The sequence below is a fragment of the Streptococcus sp. SM5 genome, assembly GCF_027497975.1.
Genome location: NZ_JAJNSC010000016.1, coordinates 56,634 through 83,253 on the forward strand (window position 1 = coordinate 56,634; position 26,620 = coordinate 83,253).

24 protein-coding genes and 1 pseudogene are annotated in these 26,620 nt (G+C 31.3%); 5 read left to right on the forward strand and 20 right to left on the reverse strand.

Annotated elements, in window-relative coordinates:
- The 7 genes from PAN07_RS12170 to PAN07_RS12200 all read right to left on the reverse strand — a co-directional run bounded on the left by PAN07_RS12170 (position 1) and on the right by PAN07_RS12200 (position 7,564).
- Positions 1-744, reverse strand: a complete 744-nt coding sequence (locus tag PAN07_RS12170; RefSeq protein ID WP_033685031.1) for an ABC transporter permease — start codon at positions 742-744, stop codon at positions 1-3.
- Position 745: 1 nt separating this feature from the next.
- Positions 746-1,654: an ABC transporter ATP-binding protein gene (locus PAN07_RS12175; protein ID WP_024056645.1), complete on the reverse strand. Its 909-nt coding sequence runs from the start codon at positions 1,652-1,654 to the stop codon at positions 746-748.
- Positions 1,655-1,767: 113 nt separating this feature from the next.
- Positions 1,768-3,840, reverse strand: a complete 2,073-nt coding sequence (locus tag PAN07_RS12180; protein ID WP_033685033.1) for a cysteine peptidase family C39 domain-containing protein — start codon at positions 3,838-3,840, stop codon at positions 1,768-1,770.
- Between the two features lie 22 nt (positions 3,841-3,862).
- Positions 3,863-6,643, reverse strand: a complete 2,781-nt coding sequence (locus PAN07_RS12185) for a type 2 lanthipeptide synthetase LanM family protein (RefSeq protein WP_269797992.1) — start codon at positions 6,641-6,643, stop codon at positions 3,863-3,865.
- A gap of 18 nt (positions 6,644-6,661) precedes the next feature.
- The gene (locus PAN07_RS12190) at positions 6,662-6,826 is read right to left on the reverse strand and encodes a lacticin 481 family lantibiotic (protein WP_080713125.1); all 165 of its coding nucleotides are present in this window, start codon (positions 6,824-6,826) and stop codon (positions 6,662-6,664) included.
- Positions 6,827-7,225: 399 nt separating this feature from the next.
- Positions 7,226-7,381: a lacticin 481 family lantibiotic gene (locus PAN07_RS12195; RefSeq protein WP_033685035.1), complete on the reverse strand. Its 156-nt coding sequence runs from the start codon at positions 7,379-7,381 to the stop codon at positions 7,226-7,228.
- Between the two features lie 27 nt (positions 7,382-7,408).
- Entirely contained in the window at positions 7,409-7,564 is a 156-nt protein-coding gene (locus PAN07_RS12200) for a lacticin 481 family lantibiotic (protein WP_033685037.1), read from the reverse strand.
- 196 nt (positions 7,565-7,760) lie between these two features.
- Here PAN07_RS12200 and PAN07_RS12205 point away from each other — a divergent pair, with 196 nt between their 5' ends.
- Together PAN07_RS12205 and PAN07_RS12210 are read left to right on the forward strand one after the other, a co-directional pair.
- A complete protein-coding gene (locus PAN07_RS12205; RefSeq protein WP_024056647.1) occupies positions 7,761-8,459 on the forward strand; it encodes a response regulator transcription factor in 699 nt (232 codons plus the stop codon).
- 19 nt (positions 8,460-8,478) lie between these two features.
- A complete protein-coding gene (locus PAN07_RS12210; protein ID WP_078238648.1) occupies positions 8,479-9,834 on the forward strand; it encodes a HAMP domain-containing sensor histidine kinase in 1,356 nt (451 codons plus the stop codon).
- A 335-nt stretch (positions 9,835-10,169) separates the two neighbouring features.
- Here PAN07_RS12210 and PAN07_RS12215 read toward each other — a convergent pair whose 3' ends face one another.
- From PAN07_RS12215 to PAN07_RS12240, 6 genes are all read right to left on the reverse strand, one after another.
- Positions 10,170-12,035 carry an SAG1250 family conjugative relaxase gene (locus tag PAN07_RS12215; RefSeq protein ID WP_269797993.1) on the reverse strand — a complete coding sequence of 622 codons (1,866 nt, stop codon included), beginning with the start codon at positions 12,033-12,035 and terminating at the stop codon, positions 10,170-10,172.
- Positions 12,022-12,387, reverse strand: a complete 366-nt coding sequence (locus PAN07_RS12220; protein WP_061864610.1) for a plasmid mobilization relaxosome protein MobC — start codon at positions 12,385-12,387, stop codon at positions 12,022-12,024. Before PAN07_RS12220 ends, PAN07_RS12215 begins: the two co-directional genes overlap by 14 nt.
- A gap of 9 nt (positions 12,388-12,396) precedes the next feature.
- The gene (locus tag PAN07_RS12225) at positions 12,397-12,756 is read right to left on the reverse strand and encodes an SAG1252 family conjugative relaxosome accessory protein (protein ID WP_048787830.1); all 360 of its coding nucleotides are present in this window, start codon (positions 12,754-12,756) and stop codon (positions 12,397-12,399) included.
- Between the two features lie 326 nt (positions 12,757-13,082).
- Entirely contained in the window at positions 13,083-15,398 is a 2,316-nt protein-coding gene (locus PAN07_RS12230; RefSeq protein ID WP_094753324.1) for a hypothetical protein, read from the reverse strand.
- Positions 15,399-15,408: 10 nt separating this feature from the next.
- The gene (locus tag PAN07_RS12235) at positions 15,409-16,455 is read right to left on the reverse strand and encodes an RNA helicase (RefSeq protein ID WP_094753325.1); all 1,047 of its coding nucleotides are present in this window, start codon (positions 16,453-16,455) and stop codon (positions 15,409-15,411) included.
- The gene (locus PAN07_RS12240; protein ID WP_094753326.1) at positions 16,437-18,026 is read right to left on the reverse strand and encodes a TOPRIM nucleotidyl transferase/hydrolase domain-containing protein; all 1,590 of its coding nucleotides are present in this window, start codon (positions 18,024-18,026) and stop codon (positions 16,437-16,439) included. The genes PAN07_RS12235 and PAN07_RS12240 overlap by 19 nt, the downstream gene beginning before the upstream one ends.
- A 273-nt stretch (positions 18,027-18,299) precedes the next feature.
- Between PAN07_RS12240 and PAN07_RS12245 the strand changes: the two genes are divergently transcribed.
- A complete protein-coding gene (locus PAN07_RS12245; RefSeq protein WP_250646346.1) occupies positions 18,300-18,431 on the forward strand; it encodes a hypothetical protein in 132 nt (43 codons plus the stop codon).
- A 380-nt stretch (positions 18,432-18,811) separates the two neighbouring features.
- On the opposite strand, the pseudogene PAN07_RS12250 reads toward PAN07_RS12245, so the two are convergent.
- Positions 18,812-19,225 (reverse strand): annotated as a pseudogene (locus PAN07_RS12250) (helix-turn-helix transcriptional regulator).
- Positions 19,226-19,589: 364 nt separating this feature from the next.
- Here PAN07_RS12250 and PAN07_RS12255 point away from each other — a divergent pair.
- Complete coding sequence (locus PAN07_RS12255; protein ID WP_179211360.1) at positions 19,590-21,896, forward strand: hypothetical protein; 2,307 nt, start codon at positions 19,590-19,592, stop codon at positions 21,894-21,896.
- Here the strand turns inward: PAN07_RS12255 and PAN07_RS12260 are convergent.
- Positions 21,877-22,827 carry an ATP-grasp domain-containing protein gene (locus tag PAN07_RS12260; protein WP_094753327.1) on the reverse strand — a complete coding sequence of 317 codons (951 nt, stop codon included), beginning with the start codon at positions 22,825-22,827 and terminating at the stop codon, positions 21,877-21,879. The two genes, PAN07_RS12255 and PAN07_RS12260, sit on opposite strands and share 20 nt — an antisense overlap.
- 89 nt (positions 22,828-22,916) lie before the next feature.
- Here PAN07_RS12260 and PAN07_RS12265 point away from each other — a divergent pair, with 89 nt between their 5' ends.
- Positions 22,917-23,813: a tyrosine-type recombinase/integrase gene (locus PAN07_RS12265; RefSeq protein WP_125448006.1), complete on the forward strand. Its 897-nt coding sequence runs from the start codon at positions 22,917-22,919 to the stop codon at positions 23,811-23,813.
- A 345-nt stretch (positions 23,814-24,158) separates the two neighbouring features.
- Here the strand turns inward: PAN07_RS12265 and pezT are convergent, their stop codons facing one another.
- The 5 genes from pezT to rplL all read right to left on the reverse strand — a co-directional run.
- A complete protein-coding gene (gene pezT / locus PAN07_RS12270; RefSeq protein WP_033685075.1) occupies positions 24,159-24,929 on the reverse strand; it encodes a type II toxin-antitoxin system toxin PezT in 771 nt (256 codons plus the stop codon).
- Positions 24,929-25,405, reverse strand: coding sequence for a type II toxin-antitoxin system antitoxin PezA (gene pezA / locus PAN07_RS12275; protein WP_125448005.1), 477 nt, complete (start codon positions 25,403-25,405; stop codon positions 24,929-24,931). Before pezA ends, pezT begins: the two co-directional genes overlap by 1 nt.
- A gap of 151 nt (positions 25,406-25,556) precedes the next feature.
- Positions 25,557-25,784 carry a hypothetical protein gene (locus PAN07_RS12280; protein ID WP_115904248.1) on the reverse strand — a complete coding sequence of 76 codons (228 nt, stop codon included), beginning with the start codon at positions 25,782-25,784 and terminating at the stop codon, positions 25,557-25,559.
- Between the two features lie 143 nt (positions 25,785-25,927).
- A complete protein-coding gene (locus tag PAN07_RS12285) occupies positions 25,928-26,134 on the reverse strand; it encodes a hypothetical protein (protein WP_258864217.1) in 207 nt (68 codons plus the stop codon).
- Between the two features lie 151 nt (positions 26,135-26,285).
- Positions 26,286-26,620, reverse strand: a 335-nt coding sequence (rplL, locus tag PAN07_RS12290; RefSeq protein WP_269797994.1) for a 50S ribosomal protein L7/L12, incomplete at its 5' end; no start/stop codon positions are given.

Genomic DNA, 26,620 nt, shown 5'->3' on the forward strand with positions numbered 1-26,620 from the left:
TTAGTTTCCTCTCTTTTTCAAAATGATATTAGCCAAACCATATAATAATGCACAATAGAATACATAAACTACTAGTTTCCATAGTAGTTGTTCGTCAAAAATATATGTAAATACTCCATTTCCAAGGAACTGGTACTTATAAGGTGCTAAACTACCGAAACCTGTTATAGGATTGAGTAAACTACCAAAACCATTGCTTCTTGGGTTTAAAACAATTCCCAAAAAACCACCTAACAGACCTAACGCTAATAATATACCTTGCCTTTCCAAGAGCATTGCTAGGGTTAAATAGATACAAATCAGAGAAAATATTGCAAGTAGTTGTCCAACAAACTGAAGTCCAATAATTGAGAAGGGAATTGAGATACCTACCTGTTTTCCAAAAAAATAAATAGCAGTAACTTCTACTACCGACATGATGCTAAAGAAAATCATCATAAATAGGAGTTTGTGATTAAAAATAGTTAGAAAATGTTGACCGTTTGCAGCTTGTAACCTAAATGTTTGCCCCTCACGCTCATTTCCAACAATGCGAGCTGCAAATACACAGACTGCAATGGGAAACATAAGAAGATTGACATTTTGATTGCTAAAAAGTGTTCCTACAGTTTTTAACTCTGGATGTGAAAATGCAGATGAGAATGTAGCGATATTCCAAAGCGTAGCAACGACTATTAAGATAGCAACTATGGAAAAAGATTTTGTTCGCCTGCTTTTTAACCATTCAATGTAAATACCTGACATTTTATACCTCCTTTGTTAAATCTAAGAAAATGTCCTCTAGTGTCTCACTTTCTCTAACTACCCGAAAAATTCGATATCCATTTTCCGTTAAATAACTGATCATATCAGCTAGTTTATCATTATTAATATTGCTTAATTTGATATGACTTGCGGATGCGTCCAATACTTCTACCGAACCGAACTCAATCAAACTTTGAACAATGTTGTTCTGTGAAAAATCTCCACCAATCTCAATCCATGTGTTAGATTTAATTGCTTCAATTTCTCCTTCATAAACAAGGCGCCCGTGATTAATAATCCCTACTCTGTCTGCAATATGCTCAATCTCCGGAAGGATATGACTAGAAATAAATACTGTTAGCCCTTCTTCTTTCGCCAACTTCACAATCAATTCACGAATTTCATGAATACCAGCTGGATCAAGACCATTGGTTGGTTCGTCAAGCAATAGAATTCGCGGTTTCTTCACCAATGCGAAAGCAAGTGCCAGTCTTTGCTTCATACCGAGAGAATAATCTTTAACAAGTTTTTTTCTATTCTTTTCTTCGGCCAAACCTACCAACTCCAAAGTCGGATAAATATTACTTTCCTTAAATCCTACCATTTTTTGAAAAACAAGTAGATTTTCATAACCTGTCAAATTAGGATAGTAGGAGGGCTCTTCAATCATTGAACCGATTTGGTTTAAATAAGTCTTATCTTTTTTGATGTTCTGACCATGAACTAAAATCTCTCCAGAAGTAGGCGTTACTAAAGACAGTACCATTTTCATAGTTGTTGTCTTTCCTGCACCGTTTGGTCCAAGAAAACCGTAGATTTCTCCCTCTCGGACTGTGATTTTTTCTAAGTCTACCGTAGTAACATCTTTGTAAACTTTTGACAATTTACGTAATTCAATAATATTTTTCATTCCTATATTACCTCTCGTAAGTCTTGGTCTTAAAGACTTTCCCTTCTCTTGTTTATACTATAAATTATATCTCTGCCAGTTAAAGGTAACATTAAGAAAGAGGAAATTTTCCCTTAAACTTTCGAACGAATAAAGTTCTCGTAGTTTGAATTCCTTTTCATAAGGTTCTCATGGCTATCTTTGATTACTTCCCCCGTTTCACTATCAATGAAAATGATGTAATCAACAAAATTAACAATGTCTAAATGATGACTAACCATCAACATTGTTTTATCTGAATATCTAGTACTTCGTAGTACATTCTCATAGATTCTATTTTTACTATGTTCATCCAAATTACTAAAAGCTTCATCCCAAAAAATAATTCCATCTTTTTTTATCAAAGATTTAGCAATAAGTAATTTTTGAATCTGCCCACCTGATAGATTCTTCCCCTGCTTCAATAGCTTAGAATGTATTTTATTTGGCAACTGAGAAATAACCTCATCAGCTGTCGTATCATTCAATATCTGATAAAGTGGAGATAAGTCATCAGATATCCATTCCAAATTTTCTAAAATACTTCCTTTTCTTAACGTCATGTTTTGCAATACTACACTCAGGTAATTCTCAAACTCCTTAATTCCGTATTTTAGAGAACCACTATAGCGTAGCATTCCCGCTAATAATAACAATAGTGTAGATTTTCCACTACCCGACTTCCCGACAATAGCGATTTTTTCTCCTTTTTTAATTGTCAGATTCACATCATCATAGATTGGTTTGCTGCCATACGAAAAATTCAATTTATTAGTTTGAATTAGATAATCCTTTGAGTCTTCACTCGGTACAGTAATTGGTAACGTATCTTTTAACAAATCACTTTGTTTTTCAGCATAAACCCCTAATCGAAGTATTTCAAAAACAGCTCCTTTTACCTGTTCAATTGCAGAAATCAATATTGAAATACTAGTCTGATATACAAGTAAATCCGGGAGCGAGACCTTAATGTAATCATTATAATAAACTGCTATAACTATTATTGATGATAAACTAATGTAGTTAAATATAGTTCCAAGCAGTTGAGACAAATTTTCAATTTTCAATATTTGCGAATATTTAGTTGTAACTTGATTGTTAACTGTCATCCAAGAATTGAAGACATTATCTTCTTTCCTCATTATCTTAATATAGTCTATATCCTCCAAATCAGTCTGTAGTTCAGAATTGAAATCAATTAGATATTGTAGATAGGTCTGATTATATTCATTTTGCTTATAATATAGCACTATAGAAAACACACTATATATAGCAATCATTACGACTAAAATCAAGGTTAATTTTACTGAAATAGTTATTAAATAGATAAAAATTACAATAACAGAAATAAGACTTATAAATGACGGAATAATTTTTAATGTAACATTATCTCTTAATGTCGATTTAAAATTAATTTTTTCAGAAATTCCCCCACTTAGATGATTTCGAAAATATAACAATGGCTTTTGTAACAGCCTTCCAAATAATTCCCTACTATAATAATCATCAAAATCTTTATTATATCTATCTAAAGCACCATTTTTGATGAAATATCCTAACAATTGAAAAATAAGAACGATACCTAATAAAAGTAAACTAACACTAAACTTGAAATCATCTGCTAGCATTTGTCGCAAAATTATTGAAAACAATAATACACTTGTTTGGATAAATAGCAAAGATAGCATAAATAACGCAATTGGTTTCATTTGAAGAGTTTTCTTGAAATACTTCCAAAAGATTGAGTTGTATTTTTGTGATTTAAAATCACTACCTTTGTTTACCATAATCATTGTTTCGGAATAATGCTCCATAAACTCACTTTTACGGTATCTTACTTGTCCAATAGCTGGATCTACAATTAAAACTTGCTCAGATGTAATTTTTTCAAGAACCACAAAATGATCATTATTCCAATGGATAATCATTCTTTGCTTAGTTTTTTGATAGACTTTTAGTAACTCGTCAATTGAGGCATGATAGGCATTTATGGTTACTCCAAATCTATCATTTAGAGTCAACAGATAAGATACACTTAGCCCATCTGCTGGCAATGAATCTCTATCATAAACTTCATATAGTGGAACTCTGTGCCCTAAGTCGTTCAACAACATAGTATAACAGGCCAAAAGACAATCTTCTTCATTGTTTTGTAAAATAATCTTCATCGTACTTCTTCCTCTCTATCCCTTATAAATTAGGAATAAGAATGTCAAGCGAACTGTCTTCTTTTAAATATTTTGCTGTAGAAAATAGAACACCTGGAATTCCTGTCATTAGACCATAGACATTATACTTTGTATTAAAACTACACATCCAACCTTTTTCTAAACCAAATGCATGCAATTTTTTATATTCTCTATCTAAAATGCTTTTGAATTTTTTGGACTCGTCATTTCCCAAATAATTCATATAATAACTAAGAGCCAGTAAATTTCCACTAGTTCCGTGACAAAGGGAAAAATTAGTCATATCAAAACCAATTTCAACAATTTGTTCTGCCGCATGTTCCACATCCTTCTTCAATTCTTCACACTCAGAATCGGATAAAATCTTATATCTATCATCTAATTGTAGCTGTGCTAACCTTGCAACTAATACTCCCGTCGAACCGTGGCACCAATTTGCACTTGTCTCGTTATTCCTTTTATCAACCCACCCCTTATCAATCTTCTGGCGATTATCAAAATTTCTAGCCTTGTTAAATAAATCTAAGGCATCAGTGCTTCTCAATTGACCAGCCAACAAAAGCAATGCTATCTCAACACCCAAATTCCCATGTGCAAGACTAACATTATTCACTTCTAATCGGTTCCAACAAATGTAATTTTCATCATAAATACCTAGCTCTTTAAGTTTATTAAGCGATTGAGATAGATTTTCTATCGTAGTATCTGTATTTCTAAACGCAGTAATTTCATTTGGGAAACTTGATAAAAAGTCTGCTTGAGATACATCTATGTTTAAACAATAACTATCTATAATATCTGACATATAGCTTGGGAGTTTCTGGTCTGTAATTAAACCAATTCTAAAAATAGCCGAGATAATGCCTAATTTCCCAACGAAATAGGATGTGTTTTGTATTTTAGAATAAGAATTTAATAAAGTAGAAAAAATTCGTTTCAAGCAAGCAATAATTTTTTTTTGTCTCAAAGAATCAACTAAGTCATAAGCTTCAGATAAAGCAATACCTATGCCAGCCAACCCTTCGTACACTGAATCATCCATTGGAACTAATTCAAAGGCATCATAATCTGTAACTTTCAAAGTGAGCCAGTTTGTACTATTATCTCCGAAGGAATATCTCTCATCATTCAAAATAATATCAACCAACGTATTAATTCCTGTGTATAATACCTCTTCATCATTACTGGGGCGTTCATATTTTCGATACTCCTCTTGAAGTTCTGTACTATACAATGCTTGTGTAGTTTTTATTGAGAATTCTATTAAATTAATTTGTTCTTCAATTAACTCCTCATTTAGATTCTCTAGCTTTTTAATCACTACACTTAACGCAGAAGTCCCTAGTTTCCAAATAATTGTCTCTCCATCTCTAATGTTACAACTATTAATATTCACATAAAAATAAGGAATATCCATATTTAATAACTGCTTCTCCTCTGATTGGACTAATGTATGACTATCATACTCATGTAATTTATTAGCCATTTTTTCAAATAGTATCTGTGATTGATTACAGTATACTGGCGAAATAAGTAGTTGTCGAATTAGACTATAGTCTCTAGTATTCCGAAACAAAATTCGAGTTTGAATATCACTATGAGTCAAGTAAAGTTTTTCAAGATATTTCTTTTCCTTCACAAAAAAATAACCTAATTCTCTGAATCCTTCTTTAATGAAATCAATATATTCTGCCGCATTAAGATAATTTTTCTCTCCCATAGAATTAAGAAAATAAGGCAAATGATCTTGATTTTTAATCTGATATTTTTTCTTCTCAACATGCACATCATCTCGATTATAATTCACAACAATCTTAGCTTCGCCAATAAGAGTTCCACCAAGAACTCCACTAGTATCTCCACCGAAAATCTTATCTGCTTCAGCAATGGGAAGAAGACCTGTTGAAAGTACTGAATTTCTACTGTTCTCTATAATTTGGAAGGTCGCTTCGTTGTTCGCTATCGTGTCAAAAGGTGTTATAGAGAAGATTGTTTCAACATCTACAAGAGTTGGAGTAATATTTGCAGATATCAAATTTTCAAAGTGTAAGTCTGAGATATTTAGAATATAGGAATATGCTAATAGGTAACCTACTCTACGATAAAACTCTTCGGCTTCTTTTTTTGAATTTAATGGTCTGCTAATTATAAATTTTTCCCAAAAATATTCTTCTTTATCCAAAAATTGAGGAATAAAATGGATTTTTTTGCCCAAATAAGCACTAACTCTAGCATCTAAAAGATTCAAAAGAAGATTTGGTTTAGATGATTTCTTTTTAAAAACAACTTTTTGCTCCTGATAAGTTACAATACACACCCCGTTACCGTTATGAATATCTCCTGTCACTTTAAGCTTAATAGCATCTATATTAGGAATTAGGGAGTTACTACTAATGTAATCTTGATCTACTAATTCTGAAAAATCTTCAATAAATCTATTTTTCACATATTCCATTAAGTCTAAGTATTTCTGGATGCTGAGTATAACACGATGATTTATATCCGAGAAACGTTGCTCAATTTCATCTAATATTATTCCTTTCTTACATAGGACATTATTAAAATAATCATAACGTATCTCCGATGAGGAACCTACCAAGCTTTCTTCAATTCTTTTTTCATTGATTAAATAGATTAGCGTTGGTCTGTAATAATCAGAAATTTTTTTCTCAATATCTTTGATAATATCACTATTCTCTAGTAGTAATTCTGGAAAATATTTTTCAATAAATACTTTTGGAAAGCTGTCAAATTGGCTATATAGAATTTCTTTTTCATTCATACTACTATCCTCCCGCGACTAACAACATGTAAAAATGGCTTGTAAACTGTTCCAACGACATTCTGCAGAAATTGTATTAACACCGTGCCCCTTGCCGCCTCCTAAAAGTATATCTAATTCATCAATTTGAATCTCTTGCAATACATTTACTGCCTCACAACACATTTCTTTATTAATTCTCATAACATTTAACCTCTTTCTTATATTAGGCACTTAATAATTATGTTCCCTATACGATGATTTTAATACTGTTACTTAAAGATAACTTTAAGAAAAAATTAATTTAAAATAAATTTATAATCTATACAAATCAAAAAGAGTACTGTATCTAATATCTACCAATTCATATCCTCTCATTCACTATAAATTAGTAAAAATCAAGAACTACTTTATCTATCCTTTTCTATTTTTTAGCGAATTCTCCCCCTGACTCCAAGCTTTATTCAAAAACTATACATTCTCACTATATCTACAGAATAGACAAAAGAAAAGACAAACCTCAAATAGTTCTTGGGTCTGTCTGTAATTTTTAAGAGGAATACCCTCTTTTGAGTAACTTCAAAGATACCTAATCGCACAATATTATGAGCAACATGTAAAGAAGAATTGGAATGAATTCATGTGACATTCATGCGAAATAGTTTTAAATACTCCATTCTTTCCAGCACCAATAATTTGCTCTAATTCATCAAGACTTACTTCCTGAATCGTATTCATTAGTTCATATTCTTTTTTCATGACAGCTACCTCTTTTCTATAAAATCTTTATGAACAACATGTAAAGAAGAATTGGAACGAATTCATGTGACATTCATGTGAAATGGTTTTAAATACCCCGTTCTTACCCGCACCAATAATTTGGTCTAACTCTTCAAGACTTATTTCCTGAATTGTGTTCATTAGTTCATATTCTTTTTTCATAGTATTTACCTCTTTCTATTTTAAATATCGGCAATCTAGATATCTTCTTTGTTACAAGTTTATCTTACAATGGCATCTTAAAGCTTGGATAAAGAAAACATAAATTTATCTTTAAGATTATCGAATATGAAATGTTCACCTTTTATCTAATAGCTTTATTTATGGTATAATTAAGTAAACTTTTGGAGGTGAAAACATGAGTTTTGAAGCACAATTATTAAATAAACACATATTGATTGTGGATGATGATACAGCGTTAAGTGAATCAATTAAAGAGGTACTTGTGAGTCGTGGTTTTAAAAATATTAGTCGCGCTTATAGTATTAGTGAAGGAATTGATGTTTTTTCGGTATCCCATATTGATCTAATTATTTTAGATGTCATGCTCCCAGACGGAGAAGGCTATTTACTCTCTCAATATGTGAGAAAAATCTCAGATATTCCAATTCTATTTTTGACTGCTAAAAATAATCCTGACGATGAAATTAGAGGACTTGATTCGGGAGGAGACGACTACGTTACAAAGCCCTTCTTACCTAAATCTTTAACGTATCGTATTATTGCACTGTTAAGAAGAGCTTATAAAGATGAATCTGAACTCATTGAACTAACTGACTGTATCATTGACTTGAACAATGCCAGTGTTAAGAAAAGTGGTCAAAATCTATCGCTAACACCTACAGAAATTCAAGTTCTTCGAAAATTATATGCTAATAAAAATTACATAGTCTCTACTGAAACAATTTGTGATACAATTTGGGGACTTGAGAGCTTTGGATATGAGAAATCTCTAATGGTACATATTCGAAATATCCGAGAAAAGATAGAACTTACCCCCTCTAAGCCTAATCACCTAATTACTGTCAAAGGACTTGGATATAAACTTGTTATTTAGATAATTTAAGGTATAACCCATGAATGTTTTCAAAAAAAATATACTAAAGTTTATTCTATCGTTTATTTTTATCATCATAGTTGATGTAATACTTTTAGTTACTGCAGCAAATTATATTCGTAGCCAACAATCTGCATCAAACATCATCGAAACAGTGTCGTCTGAAATTGTTTTAACTAATGGAAATTATGTTGTCAGTCCGATAGCCAAACAATTAATTGATGAAAATAATTTATGGATGATGATTATTGATAAGAACAGTGGCAAAGAAAAATTCAATATTGACAAACCCAAAGATATAGCTAATCAATTTAATTTTGCAGATGTTGTTCGTTTCTCTAGGTTCTACTTAAAAGACTATCCTGTATTTACTCAAATAAAAGACAATGATAACGATATCTATATTATTGCATTTCCAAAAGATAGTATTATTCGCTATGGTAATAATTATTTTGATTTGAATCGAATTCAAATTTTTCCAATCATTATTGTATCAATGATTTTTGCTAACATATTGTTCTGTTTATTTTTATATATCTACAGTGTTACCTTCCTAAATCGAAATATTAAACCGATTATTAACGCAATTGTAAAACTACCAAATGGAGGAAACACACAAGTTAAATCTGTACAGGAACTAGATAAATTAACACTTGCTATTAACTCAGCCAATCAAAAACTTCGTGAAAATGAAGAATTTAAGGAAAATTGGATTTCTGGAATTGCACATGATATCAAAACACCACTTTCAGTAATTGTATCAAACACATCCCTAGCGATTGAAAAAACTGATAATGATCTATTACTTAAGTATCTAAAGCCTACCCTAGTTGAAAGTCATTATATCCAAAACCTTCTTAATGATTTAAATATATTTGCCCGATTAACAAATGGTAATCTGATATTAAATCGAGAAATTGTATACATCGTTCCATTTTTTAAGGAGATTATTATCCAAATTATTAATCAAGAGATTTGGCATGACTTCAATTTTGAATTCACTTCTGACGACGGTTTGTTTAATCAAAAAACGTACGTCGAAAAATCTTTGATATCGAGAATTATTCATAATCTGATTTATAATTCTGTGCTTCATAATCCTTCTGGATGCGATATTCAAATCATTCTTAAGCATCTATCAAATAATACATTTTCAATTACCGTACGCGATAACGGAATAGGGGCCTCTCCCAACAGACTTAACAACATTAATAAAATTGAAGAATTTAGCTTTGATATTTCTGGTGTTCGTAGAAGTGGTATAGGATTGAAAATTACTAAGCAAATCGTTGATTTGCATCATGGTGATATGGTTATCACCAGTCAACTGGGTGAATACTTCCAAACAACTATAACTTTAGACACTGTTAATTAACTTGAAAAGGCAACTGTTTTCTATACAGATTTTATAAGTTCTATTTTTATTTTAAAATCGCCACAGAATAATAATGCTGCGATGAGGTCTTGCATATTCTTACCGTTTTTGACATCTCTAAACAATAGATTATTGGCAACCTCAAAGATAATGACCTCATGGGCAGAACAAGTTAAGTCCTGCATGGACAACTCACTCGCTGTCCTTTCTCTCTGGTAGCCTGAATTAATTCAGCATTATCATTATAAATTGACGATAATAAATATATTATTTGTCCTTAAATATCTATAAAATAAATTTAAAATGTCGAGATAGTTACATTGCCAGCATTTCTATTACTGTAATGAAATCTCCGTATCAAACTTTTGATTAAAGCCTTTACCAGTATTCAACATTTTTACAAATGTTTCTAATCTTTTTATGAGTCTCTCATACTCACCAATATGGTGACCTAGTTCCTCTTGCAATGCTCTTATTTCTTCAGTCACTTGTTCTAATGAAGTTGATTCTGTCAAGTTCAGTTTTGAAAAGTCATGTCTTGCAAGCTTTCGACTGCTCACATCCTCGCTCTTCAAATTGATAAGCACTTCCGCCATCTTATTTAAGTTGGCGATTTTTTCATTAATTTGATTTAGTTTTATATCTATCTCTGCTATTTCTTTTACTAACTCGTCTTTAATGTCTTGGTATTTCTTATCTGCTTCAGTTAATTCAATGAAGAGGTTAATCTCAGTAATCTTTTCCTGTAGACTCTTAACTGTAGGTCTTCTGTATGGTATTACTCGACTATCGTTGGTTAGCTGTCTTATCAAGGTTCGTCCTTTGACATACTGATTCTTATCCGAATGTTCTTTGTTATATACAAAGTATGAAGTTGTCTCACGTATAAAGATTTTATATTTTGTTTGATTCTCTTCTTCCAGAATATCTAATTGATAATTGGGAATGAAAATGAGACCACTCTGCTTAATACCAAAAGACACTTTGATATAAATGCCCTCATCAACTAGCTTCTCTATTTGCTTCTCTGCAAGTTCCACTTCAAATTCACGAACGGTATCTCGTTTTTCCGTAAATGTCTCAAAGGCTTCCTCAATCTCTTCAGTGGATACTTTATCCTTATCTCGTTCTTCTTGGAAAGCATGGTACTGTTCCTTTAAATTCTCTAATCCTTCTGAAGCAACGACTTCCTTATTTTTAAAATAATCTTGAAAAAATTTGACGTCATATAATTTCTTATCACTTATTTTTTGATGACCCAAACTTATCTTTTGATTCTCTTCTTCCAGGATAAAAGTTACATTTTTTTGTTTTAAGTCAATGGTTAGATTCAATTCTTTGGCTTTTGTTATTAAATCTTCTAAAGAATTGACACGGTTCAACAAAAATTCTAAACGACTTTCAATCTCTTGCTTAGCAAAATGCATTCTAAATAATTCTTCATCATATAGATCTCGTTTGCTGAGTTGGCGTCCTCGAATTGGTTTTGTCATTGCTCGATCCGTCATCATGAATCGACTATGCTTTTGACTAAAATCAATCTGAACATGCAACTGCTTTGCTTTCTCTAAAAAATCATCAAACGATTTAGATTGCTGCAACAAAAAATAAAGACGTTGTTTCAATTCAAATTTATGACTAGACTGCCTATATTTTTGATAGTCACGGTAAGAAAAACTCTTCTCAATAATTTTCGCCCCAGCCACTTTAGAAATACGGTCTGAAATCATACGGAGATTTCGTTCTAAGGCATAGTTCCATATCAATTTTTTATCTGAATTGCGGTCAATAGCGTTGATTAGGATGTGATTATGAACATGATTTTTGTCTGCGTGAGTTGCTACGATAAACTTAAAACGACCTCCTGTCAATTCCATCATGGTCTCATAACCAATGCGGTTAATTTCTTCAGGTGTCAGATTATCTTCAGGAGAAAATGATTGAATGAGGTGATGAGCATGAATAGTTTGTTGGTGTTTTTCTTGTCGGTCGTTTCTGGATTCGTACAACTTGTCATTATTGGTGAAGTTGACATTGTACATCTCTACCATTTCTGCATGACTAGGGAAGTCCAAGTAATTGCTCATGCCAAAATCAGATACCAATTTCAAATTGTCCGTTTTATCAGGGTTGAGAATATACTTAATTAAACGCCTACGGTATTTTTTACCATGCGTCGCAAAGTGTTTAGTGACTACCATAAAACTCCTTCAGTCTATTCACTTCAACTTGAAAATCTTTCTCCACTCCCGTAATTAACTCACTAACTCCCTTGCTCAATTCTTGTAATTGTTCCTGAGAAATCAGATGGCTCTGATTGATAGCGCGCGCAATTTGATTAATATTATTTCCAATCCGTCTCAATTCAAACACTAACTGTTCATAGGTATCCGTGTTAATCGTGACAAATGACATATTGGGATTAAGCAAAACTTTTCTGGCATAGACTGAGAAATTTTGACAATTGCTCTTAGCAATCCGTTCATTCAATTGGTGTAATTCTGGATCAGTTAGAAATACTTTTTTGAGATTGGTACGATAGCGATAAACCATTACATCCTCCTAACCCATATATTTTTCACGGAACTCACGACTGAGTGGCTGCACTTGATTCACTTCTGCAATCAATTCTTGAACGCAAGTCAATAAGATTGAGACGTGCTCTTGAGTCACTTGATGATTTTCTCTTGCGACAACCAGAACTTCATACACATCTCGACTAATCTGTTCAAACTTTTGAGACTGCCAAAGGGAGAACCAACTTTCAAAAATTCTATCCTGATAATTCTTTTTCAATAAATTTTGACGAAGAAATTCTGAGAAACTATCCACTTTTTGTTCCCTCATCATTTCTTTTATCTGTTTTTCTTCTTGTCTCGTAATTCTAAATTGCTTTCGGATTGACTTAATTTCTTGTCCCATTCTGATATCCCTTCAACATTCTACTTGTCTGACAGTGTAAGTCTACCTCACATTGTCAGTACGCTTCCTATAGACCTCACTTACTTCTTGTTCGGTCTTTGCGAGCTCAGATATTGTGTCCACAATATCCCAAAAATCATATCGCCAACCGACCAAAATCTTCCAGTTTTGACAGCCAACGATAAGATAACTTGGTTGCTTCGCCCCCAAACCCCTAGTTAAAATTTTTAGGAATGATATAAGGATAACAGAGAAGATTTGGAAAAGATATCACAGCGTTGAATAGAGAGTAAAAAAGAGAGCTGAATGCTCTCAATAAAACGGCTCTATACAAATTTGATTTTTTCTGGAGAACCAAGAGATGTAAATATTATACCCTCTGGAAAGACATAGTTATGTTTAAAAATATAATCGATTAACATTCTAGTCGATTCTGGATAGTTTTTAAAATATTCTTTATAAGCTTCATCTCTATATATGACACTTTTCTCCATGACAGAACTATATGAGTTGTTAGCATTACAGCTTGATTCTATACAATATTTCATAGCATATTGTGCCAAAATTTCTGGGTCTACTATATTTTTATCTCCCTTTTTATCTAAATATTCAATAATTGTATTAACTGGTTCAATGATATAATGCGTTCGTCGAGCTTGTAAAATAATATCAGACCAGTTTTTTATATAATCTGGCGCTTGATTGGCTAAAAAATTTTTTAGATGTCTAAAAACAGACTCTATTAAACTTAATGTGTAGAAACCATCAACCGGGAAATATGTTGCTAATACCGACTGACTTCCTAACCCGAGAAACATATTTCCAATGTTTAAATAATGAGCATCCAATACCTGAGTCTGACATGCTCCCAATATCGTGACAACAGGTACAACTTTTAAATTATTTTCTAACTCAATCATATCAATTTCATCATCGCCAATATGAAGTTTACCAATCTGATCTGGTTGATTTTTACTAATTTCAGGCATACTACCGTGCCCATAGTAAATAAAAAAAGTTGAAGGGTTTTCATTCATTGTACGAATAAAATCCGTTTTATTTCTAACTTCATAGTAATTAACATAATGGTTAGGAAAATAATCTTTCAATAACTCCCCTAATTTTTTCCCATTATTATATAGTTCGTCAGATACATTAAGACTATTAATTACTAAAAATGATACATTAGCTTTTGGAATTTTTGTTTTTAAATTATTTTTTGCTGAGTTTACTAGCGTATTACCAGGAATAATTGGCAATCTACTGATGGATTTTATTAATCCCAAAGGAGTATCTTTATATTTAACCCATTCAATTGGTGCATCTGTAATGAATTTTATATGCTTTCCATGTTTAACAATAATATCAATAAAGCCATCATCTAATGATAACTTTAACTTCTCAGATATTTTATGGAAATTATTATTGAATTTTTCAATTTCTAATAAATTGGAATTCTTTATATTTTTAAACATATGCGAATAGCATAAAGCAATATCTTTAGAGGGTAAGTTAGGCAAACGCACATACGGAGATTTTGTATCTAGAGTAAAATTAAGGGATAAGGAATCTAAAATTGAGTTTTCTGATGCTCTGTCAGAAATTATTGGTAGCATCTTTTCAAAATCTTTACCAATTCCTATTCCATAATATCCTGAAAAATCATATATCTGCCGAAGAACTGATTTAGACAGTCGTAACTGAAACTCTCTATTTACCAAATCAACACTTGTTTTATTTACCATCGGCAAAACAAAAACCATATCTGTTCGATAAGATATTTCATCAAATCTCTTAAAAAAATAATCCGATAGATTCAAAAAATATTTTTCAAGAATATCCAAGTCTAAATCTGCAGTATCTATTGAATCATCCCATTTCCTTATAATTTCAATCAAAGAATCAATTCCTTTTTCATGTTTTGCAAGATATATGATATACTTTTCTGCAATTAGGAGCTTTAAATAATATTTCAAATCACTTATCGCTTGTTCCTCTGCCACTAGTTTTCCTTCTGTTGTTGGGTTATCAAATGGTTTTGGTTCCTGCCTATTTTCAAATATAGATAGGTACAAACCTCTATTACGATTAATTGCAATCTCTAAAGGTCGCAAAAAGTACTTATGAGGTATGCTAATCGGCTCAATTTTTGTTTTATCAGAGATTGTAACTTTATTATCTAATATCTGACTAGCATTAATGCTATTTTTTTCAACAATCAATTGTAGTTTGCTGAAAGGAATATCTACTCCATCTGTTAAAAAAATCACAGGTAGTGTTGTTTCTTGTATTTGTTCAATAATAGGATGATCTTTTAATTCTTCAGGAATGAAAACGCAGCCTAAAGGAGTTTGTTTAATTAAATCTATAATACCCTCTGTATTCTTAATTAACAGCTCTATGTTTATGTATTCCGTAATATAATTTGGTTCTTCAACAAATGAGGATAGAGGCCAAGGAAGAACTAACTCTTCAAAACTTTTAGGTATATGAGCAACTAAATACCTTGATTGAGTATGAGTCACAATGTTCCTATTAAAACGATAGGAGAATGTGTCTCTCTCAATAAAATTTGGATTATCATGATTATTTGTAGTTAAAAAATAACTTACAAATGGTATGTTTAAAAACTGTTCTGTCATAATATTTCCTTTACTTTATCTTCTTATAATCTATGATATCTTTTTGATTTACAAAATATAGGTTTCCCCTCGTACGTGTACACGCAACATAAAATTTACTTTTGGTTTGTGAAGAAAGTTCATTCAAGCGATCAGCTGCGAATAATTTGTATGATGTTGGATTTAATACTACACAAACATTGTCATATTCAGAGCCTTTACTATCCCCCCAATTCTGACTTTTACAATCATATTCATAAGATTTTTGATAAAAAAGTTTCATAACATTATCATTTGTCATTATTGATTCTATTTTATCCTTTGAATCTATGAGAATAATTTCGGCAGAAAGCTTTTCTTCTCGATGTGATAAAATTTCAATAGCTAACTTATCAACAATAAAGTCACAAACTATTTTTGGACAACGATAACTTTTTGACAAACTCGATAAATCAATTTCATATCCTGAATCAGAAAGAACTTTTAACCAATTCTCAAAACTCGAATGGATCCCTTTTCCTTTATTAGCTCGCCTTGAAGTACTAAAGGTTTTTTGATAAAAATCTCCAAATAAAAATACTTCTGCATTAAGATTACTTAAACTTAAAAGCCAATCAAAATCATCTGATTCAAAATCCTGACACTCATCTACATAAATACAATCAAAAAATTTATCAATTCTATCCAAATATGAATTATCAAATCCAATCTCTTTCCTCTTATAAATTAATGAACCCCTTAATAGAGATTTAGAAAGTTGATTCTGAACAATTCTTCCAGTATTATCTATAGTAGTGTTATCAAATTTCCATTGAGGCTCATAATCAAAATTTATTCCTTTTGGTCGTTTCCCTAAATATGGCACTAAGCAAAAACTATATAGAAACTCAAAAACACCAAAAATAAAAGTAGACTCAGGGATGAATCCAAACTTGTCAATCAACTTTTCTCTGATTGTATTCTGGTTCGTCTCTGTATACGTAAGTATAAGATTTCTTTTTTGAGGATTAATACTTTCAATTATTTTAGTTGTTTTGCCACTTCCAGCAACGGCATGAATTAATCTTTTATTATCCATTCAATCGCCTCTTTAATGTAATCAGGTATAATAAATTCGTCACTTCTATGATCAGTTTCCATTTTTTCTAGTAATCGCAATGCAAATTCAGCCTTCTCCCTAAGCATATATCCTAATAAATCTTTAGATTTAGTTAAACCAAAAGAATCTAACAAATCCTTGTTATTATTATAAATACATAATTCAAATGTTCGATTAGCATTATCTAAATCAGAGGAAACTTTTATATTCTGGAATTGTTGATAAGAACTATATTTTGACTGTACTTTACTTTCATAATCACCATCGTTATCCGTTATAACTGCTACTTTTTTATCAGTAAAGTTGGTTGCAATTTCTAAATACCTCTCAAAACTTAATCCATCTACAGAAATAATTGATACATTAAATTCTTCAGGCTTTTTGGAGTGGAGTATTTCGAAAAACTTCTCTACTAAAATATACTCAGCATTCCCCTCAACAAGAATTATCTTCTTACCTAGAGAGAAGTTCAATAAATTTTGATTAGTAGATTTTTTGAAAAATCTTACAGTATCTTTTTTCAAACCTTTAAGTTTAGATATCTGACCATTATCTAAAAAAAGAAGATTGTCTACACCCAATCTTGAAGCAATCATATTTGAATGAGTCCCAATAAAAACTTGAACACCTGTTTTTGAACTTAGCATTCTAACTAATTTTTGGAGGTTTTGGAAGCTCAAATGATTCTCAGGTTCCTCAATAAGTAGTATTTTAACCGTTTCCTTGAGATGACTGTATGCATTTTCAACACCTAATAATACTTTTTCTCCTTGCCCTAAATTTTTTATATCTACACCATTTTTTACAGCTGATACTGAATTTCTAAATGAATTTTCTGATTCGTCAAAATGAAGTTGGAATTCTGAAGCATTCTCCTTCAACAGTTCATCCTTCCTTAAAGTCTTTAAAAAATTAAATGAATTTATCCTGTATTGATGATTAACTTTTGCTCTATTTTCAGCTGATATATTTTCTAAATACACCTCATGGATGCGTTTTTGAATTTCTTGTTGTGTATCAATAAGACTGGTATTTATTATCGAATGTAGAAACTTATACGGTTTATTGTACGAGGAGTAGGGTTTCCCTGAAAATGTCAAAAATTCAACTCTATAGAACTCAAATGGAAAGACTGTCCAGTTACTATCATTTAAGACAGAAGTAATTTCAGATATATAATCTTGATCGGGAATTATTTTTAATGAAAGTCCAAAAGCTTTGATTTTTTGAGAGTTATGCTTTCCTTCAATATTGAAGTTAGAGGAAATTTCAGTACATAATTCATCAAAATAAATTTCGACAAAGGCCTCAGGAAGCTGATTGATATCCTTTGTTCCCATAAAATCTAAAATCGCTTCTTGATTAATGATACTAGCCAAACTACTTCTCTCAATCTGACTATGACTTCCACTCAGCACTAATCCAACAGCATACAATAACGTCGACTTTCCTGCACCATTCTCTCCAACGAAAATGTTAACTTCTGAGTTACAAATAAAATCAACTCTTTTATAACGCTTAAAATTTTGTAAAATTATCCTAGAAATCATACATATCTCCTAACATCGATTAGCATAACATGCTCAATAAAATTATATCACACTAGTGATAAATTGTACTTAATCACTACCTTTAATAACCAATAACTCCTTAAATATATCTCTTCCTTACATCTTGAAAAATTTTTGACATAATTGTTGCATAATAAAGTAACTGGAGTTTTATCTTATGTTTTCTAGTATTCATCTTAAAGAACGTAGAATACCCAAACTGAACTCTCCAACCTATTAAAAATCAATAGAGCTTCATACAACAAGTGGGAAATGGGGAAATCCAATCCAAATCAAAAAAATCTTTCTACTCTGGCAAGAACACCTGATGTTCCAACAATCTATTTTAAATCAGAATACAAGATTATGCCCCAATCTTCAGTTCTCTTCAAAAAATTAAGATAAGGTTGATGAGTACGCAGGGGAATTACTTCAAACACAACAATCTCATGATAAGGTTGTGACACGTTTTCCTGTAGAAGTGTTCTATGATGTTTCTCTTTCTACTGGTCTTGGAGAATCTCTCTTTGATGAATAGTGGATGCTGTGCTCGAAAACTATCAACATCAATAATGATTATATTGCCCTGAAACTCTTTGAGCTTGATACAATGGATAGTTTTCTTTCTAGTTCGCCACGAAAGAAAGCTACTGGATTTTGTCTCATTTTCTTTCCTCTCGTCAGTGTGTGAATATTGCAAGCTAAGGTACGGGCAAACTCCTCCTAACTATATCATAAAAACTCATTAAGCTACTATCCGATTTTCTGGTGTTTTCTAGTATGCTCTAAATACCATCCAAGTAGTCTCTGTAACGCTCCAGTTCTTCTAAAGTAGTCAACAGATAAATGTTAGTATTCACCATAGCAGACAAGTCAACACTCATCATTTCTCTCATCATCAAAGGGACTGTCTTTATAACGATAGAGACAAGCTAGGAGACTTTGTTCCACGTTTCTTGACAATCTCCATTTTTAGAGTTACTTCATAATCTTCAACTGGATTCAACATTTTTTCTTTCCCCAGAATATCGACATAGGATACGTTGACCTTCTAGCAAATAGCATCTATCAGTCCCGTTGAAAGTGGACTGGTAACGTTCTAGTAACGACTAAGGCTATTACGTGAAATACCCCCAATTCGTGTAAATTCTGGTTGTGTCATGTGTCTTTCGTAAAGATTTGATACGGTCTCCAATCAGGGAAATTTCTTTTTACTTGATAATGCTATCATATCATTTAGAAATTTAAAAAAGACTGATTCAAAATCATTAGAGGATATAGTTCTGAAATTGAAATTTTTCGTTCTAATCCTATGAAATCTCGATTTTCTAATAAATTTGTACTTATTTTCTTCAGACTATATAAATATTTCGTCGTTGTAAGTTTGTAATTGACTCAAAGGTATTAGATATAATTTCAAAACAGTGTTTTAAGCTATAGTTGACCAATATCATAGTTTGCTATTTAATGTTAAGTAAAAATTCATTATACAATTCAAGCTACTGAAGATGAATTTATGGTATACTAGTGATAATAAATAGTTATCGGTAGGAAAATAAAAATATGGAATTTATAAATCGTAGAGATGAACTAGATAAAATACAAAATGAATATAAACAACATTTAAAAACAGGTAAAAGTCAAGTTTATATTATTAGAGCGAATTCAGGTATAGGGAAGTCGGAGTTTATAAAAGAAACTATAAAACATTTTTCACAAACTCCTATTGAGATTCTTCATTTAGATGACACTGAAAACTCTTCTACATTTAGACGTTTTGTAATTGAGTTAGATAAAGTAAGCCAGTTCTATGGGTATCTTGATTTTAAAGCATTCTATACTAAAAAAATTAATAGTTCAAAGGCCCTGCAACTACTATTAAAAATGTCTTCTTTTTTTGGTCAAGCTTTTATTGGAATGGTATCTAAAGAAAATGGCTTAGAATCTATAATCTCTGAAGTAAATTTGCCTTCTTTAATACCTGATCCTAGAGAATACGAAACTTTTATTTTAAAAGCTCAAACTGAGAATCTATTTGAATACGCAAAATATGTACTAGATCATGAAAATTTATATTTCAATTTTCCAAACGCCTCAGTAATTGATCAAGAATCACTCGATTTATTGAATAAATTGATTGAAAAATCTGAAGGAAGTCTATTCATTTTTGAGTGTGCAGATAAAAAAGTTGAAAATAGTTTTAAAAATAGTCGCAACATAATATTGAGGACATATCAATTAGAAAAACTCTCCGATGAGCACATTAAACTATACATAAATATTTTGTCAAATCAGTTAGCATTACAAGCTGAACAAATTAATTTTACAACTTTACAGGATTCTATAAGAAAAGGAGATTTATCGGAAATCTCCTTAATACTAAAAGATTTTTCTGAGCGTTTGAAGGAAAATAAGGCTTCCAAATTACAGAGCATTTACCAGATTATTGAAAATATTTCTCAAACTCAATTAGTATTCTTACTTTTTGTATTCTACACAAAGAGAAAATTATCACTTACGGATTTAAGAGAAATCATGTTAGAGACTGATAAAACTTTTTCCCAAGAAGATATCGATTTTCTTCTTGAAAAAGGGCTATTAGACCAAGTTGAAAACTTCGTTTTTCTATCAAACTCTGTATCAGAAGTAATTAGACAAGAAACCTATTTCAAAAAAGAGAAAACATTTGTTGGCTCAATTCTCATCAGATTTCTTAACTTAAAGCTATCTCAAACAAATGAATTTGTTTATTTAGATACTCTTGTTGATTACTATATTTGTTCAAAATTTTTCTTACAAATTAAATTAATATTACCTAAGATACAGGAACGTTTATTAAACTTTGATTCACAACAAGGTCGTAAAGAGTATTTCGAAATTTTTTATTTAAATAGGCAGAGATTTATTGAGAAAGATAGTTCCTTCGCACTGTCGCTAGCTAAAATAGCCTATGATGCAAATTTATACTATGAGGCACTAGAGTTTATCAATCTTTCAACAGAAGTTACGGCAGACATAGTATTTGCCAAGTCCTTAATTTTAAATCGTTGTGAATTGTTTCCTGAATCCATTAAATACATTCAGGAAAATATTATGAATCTTAGTGAACAAAGCTCACAATTTTTCAAACTATCATTGATTAAACTAATGAACTTAATACAATTAGAACGTAGAGATGAGGCTAAAACAATCTTTGAAAATATTAAATTACAAGTAGATAATCCGTACTACCCGTATTTAATTAGAATTTCAAATGTATTTGAGCTTAGCTTTTCTGAACGACTAAGGAAAGTTGAGGAAATTTCAGGTAGAATTTATAGTCTAGAAAATGCAGAATTCTCTGGTCTAAATGCTATTTACTTGTCTTACTTGTATGCGGTCAATGATAAAATTAATGATGCAGAGGAGCAATTAAATAAAGCCAGAGATTTTTTTGGAGACAGCCTTATTTACAATCATATGATTCTTCATAACGAAGCCACCATTAAATTCCATAATAATGATATTGATAACTCTATCCCAGAACTGCTCAATAATGCTAAGCTAACTGCATATGATCAATATGATTTACTCGCAATTTATAATAATTTACTAGTTTACTATATTCTAAGCGACCAAATAGCAGATATTAATTGTCAAATGCTTGTGTATGAATTAGAAGATTTGTTAAACGAGACAGGTTTTAAAAGATTTATTGATAAAATTTATTATAACCTCTGCCATTATTATTATAGAATGTACAATTCTGAAAAGGTCGAAATGTACTGTAATAAACTAGCTGATAATCAAATCAAAAACTTCTCAGATTATAAAATGAAGTTAATGTATGAAACTTCGTGGAAACTCCCCCTTAATTTAAATGATGAGTAAAGAGTGTTTGTATCATTTCATCGTACGTATAGCCATTTATGTTGAATGTTTTAGGCACAACAGATTTTGGATATAACCCAGGATTGGCATTGATCTCTATTAGATAAAATTCTGCATTTTTTATTCGACCATCTACTCGTATCAATTTATTTGGAGACAAGTTCTTATAAAGTTGCTTTAAGTTGATAATATCTTTGTCGCTTAAATAGCAACTTTTTTCGATTTCTACACCGATTTTTTGTTTAATTTCTGAGGTATAAGCCTGATACTTGAATTCACTATATTCTGGAAAAATAAGTTCAACTTCTTCAAAAAATAACTTTCCTTTATTTTCCAAAATAGTAATAGCTACTTCTCTTCCTTCAATGTATTCCTCTACTAGAATACCATCAAAGTCCTTCATTAATTTCTTGAGGGCCATATCTGCCTGTTCCATATTTTCAACAATAGAGTTTTGTGTAATTCCTATTGATTCTGATTCATAGTTCGGTTTAATAATAATTGGATATTCAAAGTTCGCTAAAATTTCTTTAGTGTATGAATGAGCAAATACTAACAAACTTTTTGGGACTTTTATACCAAAATTTTCTGCAAATTTCTCTGTCATAAATTTATCTTGACATAAAACTTGTACATATGGGTCTGGGTTGAAATATTTAATTTTATAATTTTCACAAAATGCTGGGACACTCATGTTTCTAATTCGACTTTTATAGCCAAAATCAAAATTTAACACAAAATCGTCTAGGTGATTAAAAACACTTTTTTTGAATCTCTCAAAATTATCGTAAAATATGATTTCATCAATAAATTTAGAAAAACTTTTATAGAGAATATCTCTCAATTCATTGCGAGTGTATTCTCTGTTTTCGATAATTTTTGTTTGAATGGATGAATCTGGATTGACATTTAAAATGACTACTAATCTCATAATTTCTCCTACCGATAACTATTTATTATCACTATACAAAGCACTCAAATAGGTTTATAATAGCATGATTATTGATAAAGGAGATTTTTATGGATTATAAACTTATTTCTACTTACTTAGATTATTGCAAAACTCATAAGCGTTTGAGTTCACACACGATTCGCGCTTATAAGAATGATCTTATGCAATTTTATAACTCAGACTATGATAATGTCGAATCCTATATAGAACACTTGACACAATCTAACATAAAAACGAATACATTAAGAAGAAAAATTGCTTGTATGAAGGTGTTTTATAACTATCTAAAATACCAGAACATAATTGAAGAGAACCCCTTCAATCAATTGCGTTTTCAATTTAGAACTGAAAAAATATTGCCTAAAACGATTCCGTATGACATTCTGAAAAGTATTTTTTTATATTTAGAGCAGAGAGTAGTTCTATCTAAAACTGATTATCAAAAACAACACGCTGAAAGAAATCTACTAATTATTTCACTTTTACTTTCAACAGGCATCAGAATTTCTGAACTTTGCCACATTCATCTCAAAGACATTAATCTTTCCAATAAGACACTCCATATTATAGGAAAGGGTAAGAAAGAACGTATCCTATTTTTAGGAGATCAAAAAACATTCAATTTATTAGAAACATATATAAATAAAACAAGAAATGAATCCAATGATTTCTTGTTCCCAGGGAAACATTCACTTAAACCATTGTCAGAGCAAAGTGTACGTTTAGTAATAAAGAGAATCGTTGAACAAAATAACTTTTCTAGAACTATTACACCGCATATGTTTAGACATAGCTTTGCGACAATGCTTCTAGATAGTGATGTAGATATTCGATATATTCAACAAATTCTTGGACATAGTTCTATATCGATCACACAAATCTATACTCACGTATCTCATTCAAAGCAAAAAGAAATACTTAGTTCTTTTAATCCCGTATCAGTAATTCATTCTGAAATCGAGTAAGAGAACTTTCCAAAGCCTACAGTTTAGTTCATCTAAAATTAATTTTTGTAGTTCGACTTTAGTTAATAGATTTTATGCTCAACAAAAGCAAAAAACATACAACACTCCACTTTGAATCAGTATTTATACTAGATTCCGTATTAAGAACTCCATAACTGTTTTTCTAAAATATAACTTTCAAATATCCTTAAATATAGATGAGGAAAAACTCAATCTCAGAAGAAAATGGAGTAAATCTTCCTACAAGAAAACGCATAGTATCAAGTTTCAACACCTAATACTATACGTTTTTCTGATTTTAAAGACTTTTTTATCCTAAATAGACTATATTTTAAAATTCGTGATCTAACCACCATTTCGATTAGTTAAATCTTTCAATCTTTCTTCTCCAGATTTAAGCATCTCCTTCTCTATTTGACTCCACTCTCCAAACAGTAAGTCTTGAAGAATATCTGCTGCTGAAGTCTTATCTTGTTCTGAATCATATACACAACTTCTATCTCGTTGATAAATTTGAATTCTTTCAAAAATAGCTAGTTTTTCCAATTGCCGTGTATTATCAACTAGATGATTTACAATGAAATCATGATGTTCTTTTGGAGTTGCGCGTGCTTGATTTGGATTGATAGCGTACAGTTCCTCGTATCGGATAAGAGTGCTCAGATAGGACAGCTTAGGCTTTGTCGCAATCAAGGCTAATTGTACTTCATATCCCTTACTTTTCAAGAGTTGTGCTGTTTCCTTTGGAACGTCAATCGTTCGTAAAGTTCCCTCTATCAAAAGATTGTATCCCAAATGACTCAATTCTGTTACTAAAGACTCTACCATTTTGCCTGCAAAATCTTTGGTGTATTCTACACTATCTTTGCCATATTCTTGCTGCAGTTTTATATAGTGTGGATGCTGAGAACGAAAACTATCGCCATCAATGATAATAATATTTCCTTGAAATTCTTTCTGTTTAATACGATGAATTGTAGTCTTACCAGCACCACTTTGCCCTCCAAGCAAAATCGCTATAGGTTGCTTACTGGACTTTTTTCCTCTTGTCAGTGAACGAAGATTCCGTGCTAGAGCATGTTTGAATTCACTATCAGTATAATCTTGGATTTCCATTAAGCTACCATCCGCTTTTCAGATATCTCTAACATACGTTCAATTCCATCCAAATAGCCGCTATATCTCTCTATTTCATCAAAAGTTTCTACTAAATAGATATTCGTATGAATCAAATCAGATAGATCATCACTCATTAAAATCCAAGGATTAGATTCATCATCAATGCTAATTCCCTGACCATCTTGATAGCGATAGAGTCGAGAAAGTAGATTAGCACCTCTTTCTTTCACAATTTCAATTTTTAAAGTCAATTCATAATCTTCAACAGGATTGAGCATTTTATCTTCTCCTACAATATCGACATAAGATACATTAAACTTCTGGCAGATGATGTCTATTAGTTCCGTAGAGACTGAACTAGTTCCATTTTCATACCGACTTAAGCTGTTCCGAGAAATTCCTATAATTCGGGCAAATTCGGGTTGTGTTAAGTCATGTGTTTTACGTAAGTATTTTATGTTCTTTCCAATCATGGCAAACTCCTTTATTTTTATAATTCAATTATAGCATAAAAATCATAACGCACCAAAATTGGTGCGTTATTTCTTGTTTTTCTAGCCTAAACTTTACTTCTAAAAAAGCAACCTTAAAGAGTAATTCCTTTTTCGGTGGCTTTTCAAAATACTATACATTAAAATACTCTTGTTTAATTTTTGTAAGCAAATTGTTAGCAACAGAAGTTACACCAACATGCATCAGTTCAGGATCATAATAATCTAGATTACGAGCATAGTCTTCTGCAACAGTCTGAGCAATACGCTCATCCAATTTATAATTAGAGGCTTTTAATAGTGCTTGAAATAATTCTGAACTATATAGTTTAATATTATTTTCCAATGATACTACTGCCATTTTTGTAACTCCTCTCCTGTCTTTGATTGATAAACCTTCTTTATTTTAAGATTGGTTGTGAATGGATAATTGTTTAAAAGAATAGAGGTTTCTAAACTCAGCAAGCATTTCTTCTTTTGTAATTTCATTCTGACGAAAACGAGCTAAAGCTTGGGTTGGATTGGATTGGCATCAGTCTGAACACTATAGATAAAATCAAAATGGTGTTGTAATTCATCTGAATTTTCCCGATTTTGAAAGACAAATTCCGCAAAATCTAAATCTGACTCTGATTTTTTATGTTTTGCAAAATAGTGACAACGATAGTCAGGGTTCTTAAAAAGTTCTACAAAACGAGTCCTGTTCTCCAAAATAATTTTATTAAAAAGAAAAACCCTGCCAAATTAATTTTTGGTAGGGTTTTTGGTAGGAAACTAAATAAATTTATCAGTTTCTAAAATGTGTTCACGATTCTAAAAGGCTGATACTATAGTATTCCGAATTCTAATTGGTATATGCCTCTTATTTAAGAGTAACTGAAGCTCCAGCTTCTTCCAATTTAGCTTTGATTTCTTCAGCTTCTGCAGTTGCAACGCCTTCTTTAACAAGTGCTGGTGCACCGTCAACAAGTTCTTTAGCTTCTTTAAGACCAAGACCTGTGATTTCACGTACAACTTTGATAACGCCAACTTTTTTGTCGCCTGCAGATGTCAATTCAACGTCGAATGAATCTTTAGCAGCACCAGCGTCAGCAGCACCAGCTGCAGCAACAGCTACAGGAGCAGCTGCAGTTACACCAAATTCTTCTTCGATAGCTTTTACAAGGTCGTTCAATTCAAGGATTGAAGCTTCTTTAA